Source organism: Amycolatopsis sp. DG1A-15b, assembly GCF_030285645.1.
Lineage (GTDB): Bacteria > Actinomycetota > Actinomycetes > Mycobacteriales > Pseudonocardiaceae > Amycolatopsis.
Map to the genome: position 1 here is coordinate 376,383 of NZ_CP127296.1, position 17,159 is coordinate 393,541.

Genomic DNA, 17,159 nt, shown 5'->3' on the forward strand with positions numbered 1-17,159 from the left:
GCTCCGGGATGCCCGGGGCGGCCCTTCGCGCGTTCAGGGCCGTTGCCGGACCGCGTCGACGATGCCCTGGTTCACGACCACACCGGTCCCGGCGCCGAGGTAGGCGAAGGTGACCGGGTCGAACAGGAACTCGTTCTGGTTGCCGCTGCCGGGCTCGTTCATGCCGGTCCAGCTGATGCCGAGGACGGTCCGGCCGGTGGCGTCCTTCGCGTCGGTGCGGGCGACCAGTCCGGGCACCTTCGCCACCGCCTCGAAGAGCGCGGCCCTGACCGCCGGGCGCAGGTAGCCCTCGGCCAGCTCGATGATCTCGTTGCCGAGGTCGTGCAGGGTGTCGCCTTCGCCGTAGGTGCTCCTGTGCAGGTAGGCGAGCATGGTGTCGGCGTCGGTGGGCAGGCCCGCGGGGGCGGCGGGGTGCGGCACGCACCGGTTTGTCACCGTCCGCCCGTGGCTCTCCTTCTGCACGCGCTTCCCGTCGCGGCAGCCCGCCAGCGAAGCTTCGTGACCGTAGAGGAACACCAGCCCGTCGTGGGTGCCGTCCACCGACGCCCACGTCTCGTTCTCCCGGCCGTCCGCGAGCCGGGTCTTCGTGTAGACGAACTGCTCCGGCCGCGGGGTGACGTCCGGCAGGGCGCGGGCCTTGGCGGCCGCGGTGTACAGGATCGACACCGGGTCGGTCGCCGGCCGGGGCGCGGGGCCCGGCGGCACGGTGGTGCCGCCGGGCGAGAGCGCGACGACGGCCGCCACGGCCGCGGCGAGCCCGGCCGCGCCGGCCGAGCCCCACACCAGGCCGAGGCGGCGAGCCGGCCGCCGTCCGGTCGTCGCCGCGATCAGCTCGGCCCGCTTCCGGGCCAGATCACCGCTCGCCGGGAGCCCGGCCGGTCCGGCGAAATCGCGAAGCAGCTGCATCTCATCCATGGTTCGAGACCTCCTCGGCGGGCGCGTGCCCGAGTTCCGTCCGGACCTTCCGGCGAGCCCGGCTCAAGCGCGACCGGACCGTGCCGACCGGGATCCCCAGCGCGCCCGCGACCTCCTCGTACGTCAGGCCCTCCCAGGCGATCAGCACGAGCACGTCCCGGTCCCCCCTGGCCAGTCCGGCCAGGGCTCCGGCCAGCCGTTCGTTCATGGCCTGGGCGGTCACCCGCTCGGCGACGCGGTCCGCGTGACCGTCCTGCTCGGCGGGCGGGCCGAGGGCGGCTCGCAGCCGGTACTCGCGCGCTTCTTCGCGTCGGCGCTGGCCGACGAGATTGGTGGCGATGCCGTAGAGCCACGGCCGCGCGCTCGGGAACGCGGGGTCGTAGCGGCCGCGGCCGCCGAACGCGATCAGGAACGTCTCGCCCATCAGGTCGTCGGCGACCTGGCTGCCGAGCCGCCGGGCGAAATAGCGATGGATGTGCGGGGCGTGGCGGTCGAAGACCACCGCGAACCGCTCCGGATGTCGGAGCGACGCGGTGATGACGTCCGCGTCGTCCCCGGTTTCACCTGGTGAACTCATGAACCGCCTGCCTGTCGTGACGCTGTCTGCCCCGTTGTTGGCGGAACGGGCGGTTCGAGTTCACGCTAGATGCGGGCCAGCTCCTCCAGCACGCCGACGGCGGCGGCGATGTCCTCGGTCAGCGGCCGGTCGTCGAGGCTCTCGTCCAGCACGGCCGACGCCGCGTCGAAGGCGTCCCGCACCGGCAGCGCCACCAGGTCCGCCTCCCGCATCCGCAGCGCCCGGACCGCCGCCACCAGCTCGCAGGCCAGCACCTGCTGGTAGGCCGAGCACGCCGCCGTCGCCGCGCGGGCCGCCTGGGTCGAGAAGCTCGCGTGGTCCTCGATGCCGCGGGACACCACCGCCGTGCCGAGCGTGGCCGGAAGGGCCGCCTGCCGCAGCTCCGTCAGCGCGTCGTGCGCCACGTACTCCAGGATCATCACGCCCGAGCTGCCCGGCGGTCCCGCCGCCAGGAACGGCCGCAGGCCGGTGAACTCCGGCTCGACCAGGTCGCCCAGCCGCGCCACCGACAGCTCCGCCACCTGGTGCACGGTCGCCCGGGCCTGGTCCAGCGCCGTCGACACGTAGGCCGTGTGGAAGTGCGCGTGGTGGTAGGCGTCGTTGTGGACCGTCGAGATCATCGGGTTCTCCGTGCTCGCGTTGATCTCGACGGCGAGGACGTCCCGCAGGTAGTGGATCGCGTCCAGCGCCGGGCCCTGGACCTGCGGGAACGCGCGCAGCCCGAACGGGTCCTGGATCCGCCGCCCCGGCTTCGGCGTCTGGTGCATGCCCAGCAGCCGCCGCATCTCGGCCGCGCAGGCGACCTGCCCCGCGTGCGGACGCGCTTCGTGCACCGGCGTCGCGTACGCCTCGGGGTTGCCGTCGAGCGCGACGTAGGTCAGTGCCGCGACAGCGTGGCTCGCGCGGGTCAGCGTGTCCAGCCGCATGGCCGCCAGGGTCGCTTCGGCGAGCGTCGCGGCGTTGCTGCTCATGAAGGCCAGCGCGTCGCCCGCCCGCACGGGTACCGGCGGCACGTGCCCGGTGACCCACGGCCGTTCGCCGGCGAGCGCCAGCGCCGTCTCGGCGAGCGGCGCCAGGTCGCCGGTGCCGATCGCGCCGAGCCGGTGCACCAGCGGCAGCGCGCCGGTGCGGACGGCCTCGGCCAGCGCGCCGATCAGCTCGGGGCTGATCCCGGACCGTCCGGACAGCAGCTGGTTGAGCCGGATCAGCAGCATCGCGCGCACCTGACCGGGCGGCAGTTCGTCGCCACTGCCGCCCGCGTGGCTGCGCAGCAGCCGCAGGCCGTGCTCGACCGAGCTTTCGACGGTGTCGTCCTTGTTGGCCCCGACGCCGGTGGTCCGGCCGTAGACCACCCGGCGCGTGCTCAGTTCTTCGGCCAGCTTCCACGCGTGCTCGGCCGCGCGCAGCGCGGCGATCGAGACGTCGATACCCAGCGGGCCCCCGGTGCGTGCCGCGGTCACCACGTCCGCGCACCGCAGGGTCCGGCCGTCCACCCGGATCAAGGGCAGCCTCCTTCCGACTGCCCTCACTATGCGGCTAGGCCGACGGCGGCTGCCAGGGCGGTAGCGGCCAGTCCCACCGCGGGACGGGCTCGTGGAGGTTCGGTTCGGCACCGGGCGCGGAGAAGACGACGGCGAGGCGGCTGCCCCACTCGAGGTAGCCGGCGAAAGCCGCGCGGAACTCGGGATCGCCGGGCAGGCCGGCCTCGTCGGCGGCGTCGAGCAGCAGGTTCACCCACCGGCGCCGCTGCTCTTCGGTGATGCCGCGGCCCAGGTGGCGGCCCACCATGTGGGCGTGCCCGCCGTGGCTCGCCGAGTACCCGGCCGGCCCGCCGAAGACCTCGCCGAGCCAGACCGCGACGTGCTTCGGGTGCTCCGGGTCCATGCCGCGGAAGACCGGCTCGAGCAGCGGGTCTTCCAGGACGTGGCCGTAGAAGATCGTCAGCAGCTTCACGAGGGCTTCGTGGCCGCCTGCCCAGTCGTAGAGGGTGGGGGTCGGCGGGGTTTCTGGCACGATCACCGGATCAGGCAACCAGGGGCGGCCCGGCCGGGCAACCACGTACTTTCCGGTGCGTAGGGGAGAAGCGGGATGAAGCGGTACCACTGCGCGACGGAGCTGGCCGTCGACCTGATCGGCGGCAAGTGGAAGCCGGTGATCCTGGCCCACCTCAAGGAGGGCGCCCACCGCTACGGCGAGCTGCGGCGCCGGATGCCGGGCGTGAGCGAGAAGATGCTGACCCAGCAGCTGCGCGAGCTGGCCACGGACGGCCTCGTCCGCCGCGAGGAGTTCGACGGCCGGGTCCCGCACGTCGAGTACCACCTGACCGAGGTGGGGGAGGAGCTCCGCCCGGCGCTGACGGCGCTGTACGAGTGGGGCGAGCGCCGCGCGGCCGAGCGGGGGATCACCTTCGAGCCGGCGCCGGAGCAGTGACCCGCCGGGGTGCCGGTCAGGCCGGATCCGTCTCGTCCAGCCGCCGCTCCAGCGCGTCCAGCCGGTCCGACCAGAAGCGGCGGTAGGGCGCCAGCCAGGCGTCGACCTCGGCCAAGGGTTCCGGGCGCAGCGCGTAGCACCGCCGCTGCGCCGCGACCCGCACGGTCACCAGCCCGGCTTCGCGCAGCACCCGCAGGTGCTTGGACACCGCGGGCTGGCTCAGCTCCAGCTGCTCGACCAGCTCGCCGACCGAGCGCTCGCCGTCGCGCAGCAGGTCGAGGATGGTCCGGCGCCGGGGTTCGGCGAGGACGTCGAAAGTCTGCATCACCCCTGAAATGTGCTCTGCCGGGCATATTCCTGTCAAGGAATGTGGACCTTGTATGGTCTGAACCATTGACCTAGTGGTCTAGTCCACTTACGGTGAGTGTGGTCCCCACCACTCCGGCACCGTGGCCGTGAGGAATTCCCCGGAGGGAGAACGCATGTCCCGTTTGCGCAGGAAGAGCTTCTCGGCCCTGCTGGCCGTGGCCGCCGCCGCGGGCCTCGTCGCGGGCGGCGCGACGGCCCCGGCCGCCACCGCCGCGACCGAGGCATCCGTCGGCAAGGTGGTCGGCTACTTCACCGAATGGGGGGTCTACGACCGCAACTACCACGTCAAGAACATCGAGACGTCGGGCTCGGCGAGCAAGCTGACCCACATCAACTACGCCTTCGGCAACGTGACGAACGGCGGCTGCGCGATCGGCGACGCCTACGCCGACTACCAGAAGACCTACGACGCCGCGGGCAGCGTCGACGGCGTCGCCGACACCTGGGACCAGCCCCTCGCGGGCAGCTTCAACCAGCTCAAGAAGCTCAAGGCCAAGCACCCCGGCCTGAAGGTCATCTGGTCCTTCGGCGGCTGGACCTGGTCGGGCGGCTTCGGCCAGGCGGCGAAGAACCCGGCCGCGTTCGCGAACTCCTGCTACAACCTCGTCAACGACCCGCGCTGGGCGGGCGTCTTCGACGGCATCGACATCGACTGGGAGTACCCCAACGCCTGCGGCCTGTCGTGCGACACCAGCGGCGCGGCGGCGTTCAAGAACCTCCTCCAGGCGCTGCGGGCGAAGTTCGGCTCGAAGCTGGTCACCGCGGCGATCACCGCCGACGGCACGAACGGCGGCAAGATCGACGCGGCCGACTACGGCGGCGCCGCGCAGTACGTCAACTGGTACAACGTGATGACCTACGACTACTTCGGCGCCTGGGCCGCGCAGGGCCCGACGGCTCCGCACTCGCCGCTGACGTCGTACTCGGGCATCCCGACCGCCGGCTTCTACTCCGACGCGGCGATCCAGAAGCTCAAGAGCAAGGGCGTCCCGGCGGGCAAGCTGTTGCTGGGCATCGGGTTCTACGGCCGCGGCTGGACCGGCGTCACGCAGAGCGCCCCGGGCGGCACCGCGACCGGCCCGGCGCCCGGAAAGTACGAGCAGGGCATCGAGGACTACAAGGTCCTCAAGGCGTCCTGCCCGGCGACCGGCACCGTCGCGGGCACCGCGTACGCCAAGTGTGGCAGCAACTGGTGGAGCTACGACACGCCCTCGACGATCGCCGGCAAGATCTCCTACGCCAAGACCCAGGGCCTGGGCGGCGCGATGTTCTGGGAGCTCTCCGGCGACACCACGAACGGCGAGCTGATCACGGCCGTCGCGAAATAGCGGCCGCGGGGGCACCGGCAGATCTTGTCGGTGCCCCCGTTTATCGTCGCGGGCGTGAAGTTCAGCGGATTCGGCGAGTACGCAGTCGACTTCTTCGACGGCCTCGTCGAGGACAACTCCAAGCCCTACTGGGACGACCACGTCGAGACCTACAAGTCCGACGTCCGCGCCCCGATGGAAGCGCTGCTGGCCGAGCTGGCGCCCGAGTTCTCCGACGGCTTCGGCGAGCCCAAGGTGTTCCGCCCCTACCGGGACGTCCGGTTCGCCAAGGACAAGACGCCGTACAAGACCCACTGCGGCGCGGTGATCGAGCAGGGCCGCGGCGACGGCGCCTACTACGTCGAGGTGGGCCCGGACGGCCTGCGCGTCGGCGGCGGCTGCTTCCACCTCGCGTCCGACCAGCTCGCCCGGTTCCGCACGGCCGTCGACACCGAGCTGCACGGCGAGGCGCTGCGGAAGATCCTCGCCAAGCTCGAACGCGCCGGCTGGGAGGTCAAGGGCGACCGGCTCAAGTCCAAGCCCCGCGGCTTCGACGCCGGCCACCCGCGCCTCGACCTGCTGCGCCACCGCTCGGTGTACGCCGTGCGCGGCTGGGAGCCCGACGACGTCCTGCACGAGCGGGGTGCCCTCGACCGCGTCCGGAAGGCCTGGCGGCAGCTGCGCGAGTTCAACGAGTGGGCCCGCGACCGGGTCGGCCCAAGTGAACAACCGCGTCGCTAGCGTGACCTGACCAGGCAGGTTTCTGAACACTTTCTTGAACATTCGGGATCGGTACAGACGAACGCGCGAAGAGGGTCTACGCTATGTGGACGTGAGCCGACGCGCGAAGATCGTTTGTACCCTGGGCCCTGCCACCGCGACCCCGGAGAAGATGCGGGCCCTGGTGGATGCCGGCATGGACGTGGCCAGAATGAACTTCAGCCACGGCAGCCACAGCGACCACAAGCAGGTCTACGACCTGATCCGGGCCGCGGCCGCCGACAGCGGCCGCGCGGTCGGCATCCTCGCCGACCTGCAGGGCCCCAAGATCCGCCTGGGCACGTTCGCCGGCGGGCCGGTCGAGTGGCACAACGGCGACATCGTCCGGATCACCGTCGAGGACGTCGCCGGCACCCACGACCGGGTCTCGACCACCTACAAGGGCCTGGCGAGGGACGCCAAGCCCGGCGACCGCCTGCTGGTCGACGACGGCAAGGTCGGGCTGGTCGTCAAGGAGGTCGACGGCCAGGACGTGGTTTGCGAGGTCACCGAGGGCGGCCCGGTCAGCAACAACAAGGGCGTCTCGCTGCCCGGCATGGACGTCTCCGTGCCGGCGCTGTCCGAGAAGGACATCGAGGACCTCGAGTTCGCGCTCGAGCTGGGCGTCGACTTCATCGCCCTGTCCTTCGTCCGCTCGCCGGCCGACATCGACCTGGTCCACCAGGTGATGGACCGGGTCGGCAAGGGCCGGCTGCCGGTCGTCGCCAAGATCGAGAAGCCCGAAGCCGTCTACAACCTCGAAGCCATCGTGCTGGCCTTCGACGCGGTGATGGTCGCCCGCGGTGACCTCGGCGTCGAGCTGCCGCTGGAGCAGGTCCCGCTGGTGCAGAAGCGCGCCATCCAGATCTGCCGCGAGAACGCGAAGCCGGTCATCGTCGCGACGCAGATGCTCGAGTCGATGATCAACAACTCCCGGCCGACCCGCGCCGAGGCCTCCGACGTCGCGAACGCGGTGCTCGACGGCGCCGACGCGCTGATGCTGTCCGGCGAGACCTCGGTCGGCCGGTACGCGATCGAGGTCGTCGAGACGATGGGCCGGATCATCGAGGCGGTCGAGACCGACTCGCCGATCGTGCCGCCGCTGACCCACGTCCCGCGCACCAAGCGCGGCGTGATCTCCTACGCCGCCCGCGACATCGGCGAGCGGCTCAACGCGAAGGCGCTGGTCGCGTTCACGCAGTCCGGCGACACCGTGCGCCGCCTGGCGCGGCTGCACACGCGGCTGCCGCTGCTGGCGTTCACGCCCGAGGACTGCGTCCGCAGCCAGCTGTCGATGACCTGGGGCACGAACACCCACATCGTGCCGCGGGTGGAGTCCACCGACCAGATGATCCAGCAGGTCGACCACGCGATGCTCGACATGGGCAAGTACCAGAAGGGCGACCTGGTCGTCATCGTCGCCGGTTCGCCGCCGGGCACCGTGGGCTCGACGAACCTGATCCACGTGCACCGCCTCGGTGAAGACGACCACGCTTGAGAGACCGACCGCTTGGTATGCACATAAGCTCCGGGCATGACTGAATTGGCCAGGACGGCCGCCACCGAACTGGAGATCCCCGGTGGCGGCCAGCCGGTGCTCGACCGCCTGATCGCGCTGCTCGACCTGGAGAAGATCGAAGAGAACATCTTCCGCGGCGTCTCGCCCGCCCACTCGCCGGTGCGGGTGTTCGGCGGGCAGGTCGCCGGCCAGGCGCTGGTCGCGGCCGGGCGCACCGTCCCCGAGGAACGCCGGGTGCACTCGCTGCACGCGTACTTCATCCGCGGGGGCGACCCGAGCGTGCCGATCGTGTACGAAGTCGACCGGATCCGGGACGGCCGGTCGTTCACCACCCGCCGGGTCGTGGCGATCCAGCACGGCAAGGCGATCTTCTCCCTCTCGGCCTCGTTCCAGACCGACGAACCGGGCATCGAACACGCCGAGGTCATGCCCGAGGGCGTCCCGGCGCCGGAGACGCTGCCGACGCTGATGGAACGCGCCGAGGGCTACGCGATCGGCGCGCACGCCCGGCCGCGGCCGATCGACCTGCGGTACGTCAACGAGCCGCCGTGGGTCACCCGCGAGACCGGTGAGCGGCCCGCGCGCAACCAGGTGTGGATGCGCGCCGACGGGAAACTGCCCGACCAGCAGCTGCTGCACGTCTGCGTGCTCACCTACGCCTCGGACATGACGCTGCTGGACTCGGTGCTCGCCCGCCACGGCGTCTACTGGGACACCGACAAGGTGCTCGGGGCCAGCCTCGACCACGCACTGTGGTTCCACCGGCCGTTCCGCGCGGACGAGTGGTTCCTCTACGACAGCGCTTCGCCGACGGCGTCCGGCGCCCGCGGTCTGGCCACCGGCCGGTTCTTCGCCGAGGACGGCACGCTGATCGCGACGGTCGTCCAAGAAGGACTCTTGCGCGTCTTGTGAAGTTCGCCGGGAAATCACCCGCACGGGCGACGAATAGTTCGAATATCCGTCGCGGGAAAAGGGCATTCGGCCCGGGTGAGGGGGCCGGGACCGATCGGGGGACGGCCCCGGACCCCTCCGCGTGATGATCGCGCGGCACTTCGCGCGGTCATCGTCTACCCTGCTCAGAGGCCAGTCGAAGCCACGGCTGGCCGACTGTCAGGCGCCCGACGCAGTGCAGGGTGCGAGGATACAAGAGCATTCTGCAAATTGCAGATCCGGTGCCGGAATCAACTCGCGTTAATGCTCCACCAACTCCGCGCCCGGCTGGTTAGATACAGGAAGCACGTCGACATCCGGAGGTACCGCGATGGCCAGGGGACAGAGCCCCACCGTTCGCCGGCGGCGGCTCTCGGGCGAACTGCGCCGGCTCCGCGAGGCCGCGGACCTCACCATCGACGAGGTGGGCGAGAAGCTCGAGTGCTCGGCCTCGAAGATCAGCCGCATCGAGACCGGCCACGTCGGGGTCACCCCGCGTGACGCCCGGGACATGCTGGCCCTCTACGGGATCACCGGCGACGAGCAGGAGGCGCTCGTCCAGCTGGCCAGGGAGGCCCGCAAGCGCGGCTGGTGGCACGCGTACAACGAGGTCTTCACGGGCACCTTCGTCGGGCTCGAAGCCGACGCCAGCTCACTGCGCGCGTTCCAGGCCCTCCTGGTGCCCGGACTGCTGCAGACCGAGCGGTACGCCCGCGCGGTGATCCGCGCGCTGCGCCCGGACGCCGACGACGCCGAGATCCGCCGCCGCGTCGCCGCCCGGATGGCCCGCCAGGAACTGCTGTCCGAAACCCCGCCACCCGAGTACTGGGCCGTGATGGACGAAGCCGTGCTGCGCCGCGTGGTCGACGGGCCCGAGGTGATGGCCGAGCAGCTCTACCGGATGGTCGCCGTCGCCGAAAAACCGAACGTGACCGTCCAGGTCGTGCCGTTCGGTGCCGGCGCGCACCCCGGCATGGAAGGTCCCTTCCTCATCATGGGCTTCCCCGAACAGGCCGACCCGGACGTCGTCTACGTCGACGACAGCACGTCCAGCGGCCTCTACCTGGAGGAACCCACAGACGTGCGGCGCTACGGGCTGATGTTCGACCATCTGCGCGCGGCCGCACTGAAGCCGGACGACTCGGTGGAGCTGATCGCCGAGGCGGCCGGACGATTCGCCGAACAGGCGGCCGTACCGGCTCCGGTGCACCATCCGGAACCGAGGACACAGTAAGGAGTGGGGACCATGGAAGCAGAACTCTCCGGGGCGCGGTGGCGCAAGAGCAGCCACAGCGGCGGCGGCAACGACTGCGTCGAGGTCGCGTTCGTCGCCGGCGGTGCCGCGGTGCGCGACTCGAAGGACCCCGAAGGAGGTGCGTTCCGCCTGCCCGCGTCGGGTTGGCGGGGGCTGCTGGCCGCGGTGCGGACCGGTGGCCCGGCGCACGACTGAGGCGCTTGGGAGAAGACCCCTTACCCCCGCCGAGCTGGGCTCGGCCGGGAGTAAGGGGTCTTTTTGCGCGATGCCTACGTGATCACCCGATGCCCGGGGTGTCCCCTCAGGACGAACCTGAGTGCTACCAACCGGAGAGCCCAGGAACAGGGGAACACGATGCACAGCGATCTCATGCTCGACGCGGTCCGAGCCGAAGCGGCCTACCGGGCCGAGGAACTGCGGAAGGCCGGGCGCAGCGCCTGGGCCGCCCGCGCCCGCCGCGCCGTCCGCCACTTGCGGGCCGCGCACGCCGACGTCGAGGTACCGGCGCAGGAGCGCCGGGAGGCCTCGCGGGAGACCGCCGGCGCCGCCAAGACCGCCCGGTAAGGGGCGGGTGATGGTGGCGAAGGCGATAAGCGGTCGGAAACTGTCGGTGGGGTAGGCAACAATGCTCCTCGTGCCCCGACTCGGCTCCGGAATCCCGCTCGTCGCCCGTACCCACGAGATGCGGCGGCTCCGCGCCGCCTTCGCCAGGGCCGAACGTGGCGAAGCCGGCGCGGCGCTGCTCTCGGGGGACGCCGGGGTCGGCAAGACCCGGCTGCTGACCGCGCTCGGCGAGCACGTCGAAGCGTGCGGTGCGCTGCTGCTCACCGGCCGCTGCATCGACGTCCGCGAGGGCGGTCTTCCTTATCTTCCGTTCGCCGAGGCGCTCGCCCCGCTGGGCAGCGCGACGGACCCGGCGGTCGCCGCCGCGGTGCGGGCCCGGCCCGCCCTCGGGCGGCTGCTGCCGCAGGGGCAGGGCGTGGAAGAACCGCGCCCGGCCGAACACCCGCCGATGACCTCGAACGACCGGGAAACCATGGTGCGTCCCCGGCCGGAGCAGGATCTCGGTCAGCTGCAGTTGTTCGACGCGGTACTGGGGGTGCTGACCGAGATCGCCGAGTCGCGGCCCGTGGTGATCCTCCTGGAGGATCTCCACTGGGCCGACGCCTCGACCCGCAACCTGCTGTCCTTCCTGCTCAGCCGCCTGCGGGCACAGCGGCTGCTGGTCGTGGGCAGCTACCGCGAAGAGGACGTCCACCGGCGGCACCCGCTGCGCGGCCTGCTGTCCGAGCTGGTCCGGCTCGCCACCGTCGAGCGCGTCGACCTGCAGCCCTTCGGCGCCGTCGACGCCCGCAAGTTCGTCGAGGCGCTGGCCGACGAGCCGCTGCCGTCGGACGTCGTGGCCGACATCGTCAGCCGTTCCGAGGGCAACCCGTTCTTCGCCGAGGAGCTGCTCGCCACCAAGACCGAGTGCAACGACCTGCCCGCCGGGCTGGCCGAGGTGCTGCTGTCCCGGCTCGAGCGGCTCTCGCCGGACGCCCGCCGGGTCGCGCGGGTCATCTCGGTGGCCAACGAACCGGTCATGCACGGCGCGCTCGCCGAGGTCTCCGGGCTGGGCGAGCTGGAGCTCGACGAGGCACTGCGGGAAGCCGTCCAGCACCACGTGCTGGTGGTGCTTTCGGACGGCTCGTACACGTTCCGGCACGCGTTGCTGCAGGAAGCGGTGTACGGCGACCTGCTGCCGGGGGAGCGGTCGCGCACGCACGCGGCGTACGCGGCACGGATCAAGGCGCGGCCGCAGGGCCGCGGCCACGACGCGAAGCTGGCCTACCACTCGATGCAGAGCAGCGATCTCGCCACCGCGCTGCCGGCGTTGCTGCGCGCGATGGACGAGGCCGAGAAGCTCGGCGCACCCGGGTCCGCGCTGCAGCACGTCGAACAGGCACTGTCCATCTGGGACGCCGTCACCCCGGCGGACCGGCCGGACGGGGTCGACGAGCTGAAGCTGCTGTACGAAGCGTCGTACTTCGCGGGGACGTCCGGCGAGCCCGAGCGGGCCGCGGCGTTCGCCCGCTCGGCCACCCAGGCACTGACCGCCGACGTCCCGAACGACCGGGCCGCGAAGGTGTGGCGGCGGCTGGCGGACGCGCTGCTCGCGCTGGAGGGCACCCTGGACGAGGCGGTCGCCGCCATCGACCGGGCCTGGGACCTGGTCAAGGACACCGATCCCAGCTCGGCGCGCGCCTGGGTGCTGGCCAGCCGGGCCGGGTTCCTGCGGATCCTCGACCAGCCCGAGGCGGCGCTCGACAGCGCGCTCGCCGCGGTCGCCGACGCGCAGGCGGTCGGCGCGGCCGGTGCGGAGGCCTCGGCGCTGGTCACCCTGGGCACGCTGGCCGACTCACGGGGCGACGCCGCCGAGGCCCGGGAGCGGCTGCGGCAGGCCCAGCGCAAGGCGCGCGACGTGGGTGCGTACAACACCGAGATCCGCGCGACCTACTTCCTGGCGCTGAGCCACGACGACCAAGGCGAGTTCGCCGAAGCGCTGGAACACGCCTCGCACGGCGTCGCGCGTGCCGAGGAAACCGGGCTGAGCTGGAGCGTCTACGGCCTCGAACTGCGGGCGCGGCAGCTGGTGCTGCGTTACCTGATGGGCGACTGGCCGGACGAGAGCGCCGGCCGCGCCGGGCGCGGGGTGTCCAGCGCGGTCGCCGCGCGGATCCTGGCCATCTGGTCGCTGTTCGTCGTCTCCCGCGGCCGGTTCGACGAGGGCGCGAAGCTCCTGTCCGGCCTGCGGCAGCACTGGACGGCGGACATGCAGATCCCGCTGTCGGCCGGCGGCGCCGGCATCGAGCTGGCCTACTGGCGCGGCGCTCACGCCGAAGCCGTGCGCCAGGCCGAAGACCTGATCGGCTGGCTGGAGCGGATCGAATCCGGTCTGCTGGCCGGCATCCGGGTCGCCGCGCTCGGCGTGTCCGCCGCGGCCCGGCTGGCCGCCGAGGCCCGCGTCCACGGCGACCAGGCCGCGGCCGAAGCCGCCGTGGCGGCCGGCGAGCGGCTGCTGGCGCACGGCCGGATGTGCTCGGTGGTCGGCCAGCCGCGTTCGGGAACGCTCGGTCCGGAGGGCCGCGCGTGGCTGGCCCGCCTGGAAGCGGCGGCGACCTGCCTGTCCGGCCGGGGCGACGCCCGGAAGTGGGCGGCCGCGGTGGCGGCGTTCGGCTACGGCGCCGTCTACGAACAGGCGGTCTGCCGCTGGCACGAAGCCGAAGCCTTGCTGGCCGCGGACGCCGACGCGGGCGAGGCGCTCGAAGCGGCCCACGCGGTGGCGGTCCGGCTCGGCGCGATCCCGCTGCGCGACGCCGTCCGCGACCTGGCACACCGGGCCCGTGTCGAGCTGGCGGGCGTCGAACCGGCGGCCCCGGCCCGCACGGTCACCGACCCCCTGACCGACCGCGAGCGCGACGTCCTCGAGCGCGTCGCGCTGGGCCGCACGAACCGCCAGGTCGGCGAAGAGCTCTACATCAGCGAAAAAACGGTGAGCGTCCACCTTTCCCGCGTGATGGCCAAACTGGGCGCCAGCCGCCGCGCGGAAGCGGTGGCGATCGCCTACGACCGCGGCCTCCTCACCGCCCCCACCGCGTGATCAGAAGGTCGACACGCGTGATTGGAAGGTCGACACGCGTGATTGAAGGGTCGACACGGCCGAGCCTGCGGGCGTCGCCGTGTCGACCCTCGAATCACGAGTGATGACCCTTCAATCACGCGTGCTGACCCTTCCGTCACGTCAGCGGGGGAGGCGGCGGAGGGCTTTGAGGCCGAATGTCATGCCGCGGGACCACAGCGAGCCCGAAATCACGCGCGGCGGACGCAGGGCCAGGCCGCGCTGGAGCGCGATCGACTGCGACTCCGTGTACTTCAGCAGGCCTTCGGCGCCGTTGCGGCGGCCGACGCCGGAGTCCTTCATCCCGCCCATCGGGACGCCGACGCTGCCGAACGTCGCCGCGTAGCCCTCGTTCACGTTGACCGTCCCGGCCTTCAGCCGCGCCGCGACCTCCCAGCCCGCGCGGCCGTTGCGGGACCAGACGCTGGCGTTGAGCCCGAACGGCGTGTCGTTGGCCCGCTCGATGGCGTCGGTGACGTCGGTGTAGCCGTAGATCGACACGACCGGCCCGAACGTCTCCTCCGCGAACGGCAGCATGTCCGGGGTGACGCCGGACAGCACCGTCGGCTCGTAGAACAGCGGCCCGAGGTCCGGCCGCGCGCGGCCGCCGGTGAGCACCGAAGCGCCCTTCGCACGGGCGTCCTCGACGTGCGCCGACACCGTCGCGAGCTGGTCTTCCGACGTCAGCGAGCCCATCTGGGCGTGGTAGTCCAGCGAGCCGCCGAGCCTCAGGGCGGCGGTGCGCGCGACGAACGCGCGGGTGAATTCCTCGCGGATGTCCTCGTGGACGTAGATCCGCTCGACGGACACGCACAGCTGCCCGGCCGAGGAGAAGCACGCCGTCACCGCGCCCGTCGCGGCCTTCGCGACGTCGGCGTCGGGCAGCACGACCATCGGGTTCTTGCCGCCGAGCTCCAGCGAATACGACGTCAGCCGCTTCGCCACCTGGCCGGCCAGCTCCTTGCCGGTCGGCGTGGAACCGGTGAAGCACAGGTAGTCCGACTCCTCGACCAGCGCGGTGCCGATCTTCGAGCCGCGGCCGAGCACGATCTGCCAGGTCCCGGCGGGCAGTCCGGCCTCCTCGGCGAGCTCGTGCAGCCACAGCGCCGAAAGCGCGGTCTGGTTGTCCGGCTTCTGCACGACGGCGTTCCCCGCGGCCAGCGCCGGCAGGACGTCCATCGCGGTCAGGGCCAGCGGGTAGTTCCACGGCGAGATGATCCCGACGACGCCCTTGGGGTGGCGGAGCTCGCCCGCGCGGGTCAGGCCGGGGATGACGCCGGCGACCCTGCGGGGCGCGAGGAGCTTAGCCGCGTGCCTGCCGTAGTAGGCCGCCACCAGCGCGGTCGCGCTGACCTCGTCGAACGCGTCGAGTCGCGCTTTGCCGGCTTCGACCTGGACCAGGTCGAGCACCTCGTCCTGCCGGGCGAGCACCAGGTCGTGCAGGTGGGTGAGGACGCGGGCGCGCTCGGCGGGGGAGCGGTCCGCCCACGCCGTCTGGGCCGTGCGCGCGCCGGCGAACACCGCCCGGACGTCGGCGTCGGTGGCCTGCGGGAGGGTCGCGATCGGCAGCCCGGTGAAGGGCGCCCGCATCCGGACCGGCGCGGAGTCCGCGCCACCCGTCACCCGGGCGACGAGCTGGGCCGCCCGCGCCGAGCCGGGCGCCCCGGCGACGCCGCCGACGGTGGGCGGCAGCGAGGTGTCTTCGACCGCGTTCGCGGGGGTCGTGCTGGTCATGACGTCTCCGTTCCGGCGGAGTCCGCGCGACGTCGCGCAGGGGTTACCGACGAGTACACCATACCGTCGGTACGTCAGATGTCCAGCGTGATGTGAATAAGATTCACGTCTTGGGTGGGTGCAGCGGCGGCAGCTGGTAGTTCGGTTCCGTCGGTTCCTGCTGGGCCGGGTGCTGCTGGGCCTGCGTGACGCCGCCGTAGGGGTCGTCGGGCTGCTGCGCCGGGAACGGCTGCGACGCCGGGCCGCCGTAGGGAGGCGGCTGCGGGCCGGTCTGCGGCGGCGGGGCCTGAGCGGGGAACGGCTGCGACGGCGGATAACCCGGGTACGGCTGCCCGTACTGCTGGGGCGGCACCGGGTACGGCCGTGACTGCTGCTGCTGGTACGGCCCGGGTGGCGGTCCGGCCGGTGCCGCGCCGGGCGCCCGCCGCCCGGCCAGTACCGCGGCCACCAGTGCCATCAGGGCGACGATCCCGCCGCCGATCAGCAACCAGAACCCGATCCCGGTCGTGTAGTGCGACGTGAACGTCCCTTCGTCGCTCTCGTAGCTCAAGGTCGCCGAGACGTCCATGCCGAGCATCCACACCGCCGCGGTCGTTCCGGCCGCTCCGGCCACCAGCGCGGTCCGGGCGCCCGCACGCACGCCGGGGCCCGCCGAGCGGCGAGCGCCGGCGAGCGCCAGCCCGGCTCCGGCCAGCAGCACCACCGCGGCGGCGCTGAGCGGGATCCCGTACCGGGCGACGTGCGTGTTCTCGTAGAACTTCTTCGCCTGCTCGTCGGGCTCGACGTCGAACGTGCGTGACCAGGCACTGATCTTCTGGCTGCTCACGGGCTTGCCGTCCACCACCTGCTCGAACGACGTCTGGGGCAGGAACGACCCGGCGATCACCAGGATCGCGGCGAGCGCGCCGAGGATCCCGGCGAACAGCCGGAAGACGGCACCCGGATCGGCCGGCGGCTGGGTGGGTGGCTGGCCGTACGGGTACGGGTACGGGGCGGCGGTCATCGGAACTCCCCTCGTTCGGAGGGGATTGGACCACGAAATCCGCCTGCGGATAAGGGGCAAAGCACCCTGGTGGTGGCGCGGTGGTCAGCTCGGCGCAGCGGTGGCGTCCTCGTAGAGCAGGACGGCGATGCGCTTCCACTCCTCGAGGAGCTGCCGGCGCCGGTTCGGGTCGCCGCCGAGCTCGGCGTCCAGCGCCAGTCCGCGGGTGAGGTTCACGGTGAGCCAGAACAGCATCTCCGCCCGCTCCGGCGGGAGTTCGCCGGCGACCTGCGTGACGTGCTCGAGCGTGGCGCGGCCGAGCGCGCGGTCGACCGGGCGGATGGCCGCGCGCAGTTCGGGGTCGGTGCGGGCGGCGACCCACAGTTCGGTGACGGCGGTCGAGAGCGTGCCGGAGTAGCCGGCCCACAGCAGGTCGATCGCGGCGGCCACCCCGCTGCCGCCGCCGGGCAGCTCGTCCAGCGACTCCGCGAGCCGGCGGCGCAGCTTCGTCGTCAGGTGCTCGACCGCGGCCGCCATCAGCTCGGCCTTCGCGGTGAAGTGGTGCTGCACGGCACCCTTCGACACGCCAGCGCGGGCGCAGATCTCCTGCACCGACGTGCGCGCGTAGCCGACCTCGACCAGGCAGTCGATGGTGGCGTCGAGCAGCGCCGTGCGGGTCTGCTCGCGCCGCTGCGCCTGGGTCCGGTGCGTCGTCTCGGTCACC

Annotated in this window: 17 protein-coding genes; 9 read left to right on the top strand and 8 right to left on the bottom strand. The window is 72.2% G+C overall.

Features of this window, described 5'->3' with window-relative positions; all coding sequences use genetic code 11:
• Positions 1–33: 33 nt before the first annotated feature.
• The 4 genes from QRY02_RS01755 to QRY02_RS01770 all read right to left on the bottom strand — a co-directional run bounded on the left by QRY02_RS01755 (position 34) and on the right by QRY02_RS01770 (position 3,511).
• Positions 34–915 carry a CU044_5270 family protein gene (locus tag QRY02_RS01755; RefSeq protein ID WP_285989734.1) on the bottom strand — a complete coding sequence of 294 codons (882 nt, stop codon included), beginning with the start codon at positions 913–915 and terminating at the stop codon, positions 34–36.
• Positions 908–1,492: an RNA polymerase sigma factor gene (locus QRY02_RS01760; RefSeq protein WP_285989735.1), complete on the bottom strand. Its 585-nt coding sequence runs from the start codon at positions 1,490–1,492 to the stop codon at positions 908–910. Before QRY02_RS01760 ends, QRY02_RS01755 begins: the two co-directional genes overlap by 8 nt.
• A 65-nt stretch (positions 1,493–1,557) precedes the next feature.
• A complete protein-coding gene (locus QRY02_RS01765; RefSeq protein WP_285989736.1) occupies positions 1,558–2,994 on the bottom strand; it encodes an aromatic amino acid ammonia-lyase in 1,437 nt (478 codons plus the stop codon).
• A 34-nt stretch (positions 2,995–3,028) separates the two neighbouring features.
• A complete protein-coding gene (locus QRY02_RS01770; protein WP_285989737.1) occupies positions 3,029–3,511 on the bottom strand; it encodes a group II truncated hemoglobin in 483 nt (160 codons plus the stop codon).
• Positions 3,512–3,580: 69 nt separating this feature from the next.
• Between QRY02_RS01770 and QRY02_RS01775 the strand changes: the two genes are divergently transcribed.
• Complete coding sequence (locus QRY02_RS01775; RefSeq protein WP_285989738.1) at positions 3,581–3,922, top strand: winged helix-turn-helix transcriptional regulator; 342 nt, start codon at positions 3,581–3,583, stop codon at positions 3,920–3,922.
• A gap of 16 nt (positions 3,923–3,938) precedes the next feature.
• Here QRY02_RS01775 and QRY02_RS01780 read toward each other — a convergent pair whose 3' ends face one another.
• A complete protein-coding gene (locus QRY02_RS01780) occupies positions 3,939–4,247 on the bottom strand; it encodes an ArsR/SmtB family transcription factor (RefSeq protein ID WP_285993739.1) in 309 nt (102 codons plus the stop codon).
• Between the two features lie 157 nt (positions 4,248–4,404).
• On the opposite strand from QRY02_RS01780, the gene QRY02_RS01785 reads away from it, so the two are divergent.
• The 8 genes from QRY02_RS01785 to QRY02_RS01820 all read left to right on the top strand — a co-directional run bounded on the left by QRY02_RS01785 (position 4,405) and on the right by QRY02_RS01820 (position 13,701).
• A complete protein-coding gene (locus tag QRY02_RS01785) occupies positions 4,405–5,619 on the top strand; it encodes a glycoside hydrolase family 18 protein (RefSeq protein WP_285989739.1) in 1,215 nt (404 codons plus the stop codon).
• Between the two features lie 54 nt (positions 5,620–5,673).
• Positions 5,674–6,339, top strand: a complete 666-nt coding sequence (locus QRY02_RS01790; RefSeq protein ID WP_285989740.1) for a DUF2461 domain-containing protein — start codon at positions 5,674–5,676, stop codon at positions 6,337–6,339.
• Between the two features lie 91 nt (positions 6,340–6,430).
• Entirely contained in the window at positions 6,431–7,855 is a 1,425-nt protein-coding gene (gene pyk, locus QRY02_RS01795) for a pyruvate kinase (RefSeq protein WP_285989741.1), read from the top strand.
• Positions 7,856–7,891: 36 nt separating this feature from the next.
• Complete coding sequence (locus QRY02_RS01800; RefSeq protein ID WP_285989742.1) at positions 7,892–8,788, top strand: acyl-CoA thioesterase; 897 nt, start codon at positions 7,892–7,894, stop codon at positions 8,786–8,788.
• A gap of 349 nt (positions 8,789–9,137) precedes the next feature.
• Entirely contained in the window at positions 9,138–10,040 is a 903-nt protein-coding gene (locus tag QRY02_RS01805; RefSeq protein ID WP_285989743.1) for a helix-turn-helix domain-containing protein, read from the top strand.
• A gap of 12 nt (positions 10,041–10,052) precedes the next feature.
• Entirely contained in the window at positions 10,053–10,256 is a 204-nt protein-coding gene (locus QRY02_RS01810; protein WP_285989744.1) for a DUF397 domain-containing protein, read from the top strand.
• Positions 10,257–10,415: 159 nt separating this feature from the next.
• The gene (locus QRY02_RS01815; RefSeq protein WP_285989745.1) at positions 10,416–10,625 is read left to right on the top strand and encodes a hypothetical protein; all 210 of its coding nucleotides are present in this window, start codon (positions 10,416–10,418) and stop codon (positions 10,623–10,625) included.
• 61 nt (positions 10,626–10,686) lie between these two features.
• Positions 10,687–13,701, top strand: a complete 3,015-nt coding sequence (locus QRY02_RS01820) for a helix-turn-helix transcriptional regulator (RefSeq protein WP_285989746.1) — start codon at positions 10,687–10,689, stop codon at positions 13,699–13,701.
• Positions 13,702–13,842: 141 nt separating this feature from the next.
• Here QRY02_RS01820 and QRY02_RS01825 read toward each other — a convergent pair whose 3' ends face one another.
• The 3 genes from QRY02_RS01825 to QRY02_RS01835 all read right to left on the bottom strand — a co-directional run bounded on the left by QRY02_RS01825 (position 13,843) and on the right by QRY02_RS01835 (position 17,158).
• Positions 13,843–15,453 (bottom strand): succinic semialdehyde dehydrogenase, encoded by a 1,611-nt coding sequence (locus QRY02_RS01825; RefSeq protein ID WP_285989747.1) that lies wholly within the window; start codon positions 15,451–15,453, stop codon positions 13,843–13,845.
• A 103-nt stretch (positions 15,454–15,556) separates the two neighbouring features.
• Positions 15,557–16,456, bottom strand: a complete 900-nt coding sequence (locus tag QRY02_RS01830) for a hypothetical protein (protein WP_285989748.1) — start codon at positions 16,454–16,456, stop codon at positions 15,557–15,559.
• Between the two features lie 84 nt (positions 16,457–16,540).
• Complete coding sequence (locus QRY02_RS01835; RefSeq protein WP_285989749.1) at positions 16,541–17,158, bottom strand: TetR/AcrR family transcriptional regulator; 618 nt, start codon at positions 17,156–17,158, stop codon at positions 16,541–16,543.
• Position 17,159 lies beyond the last annotated feature (1 nt).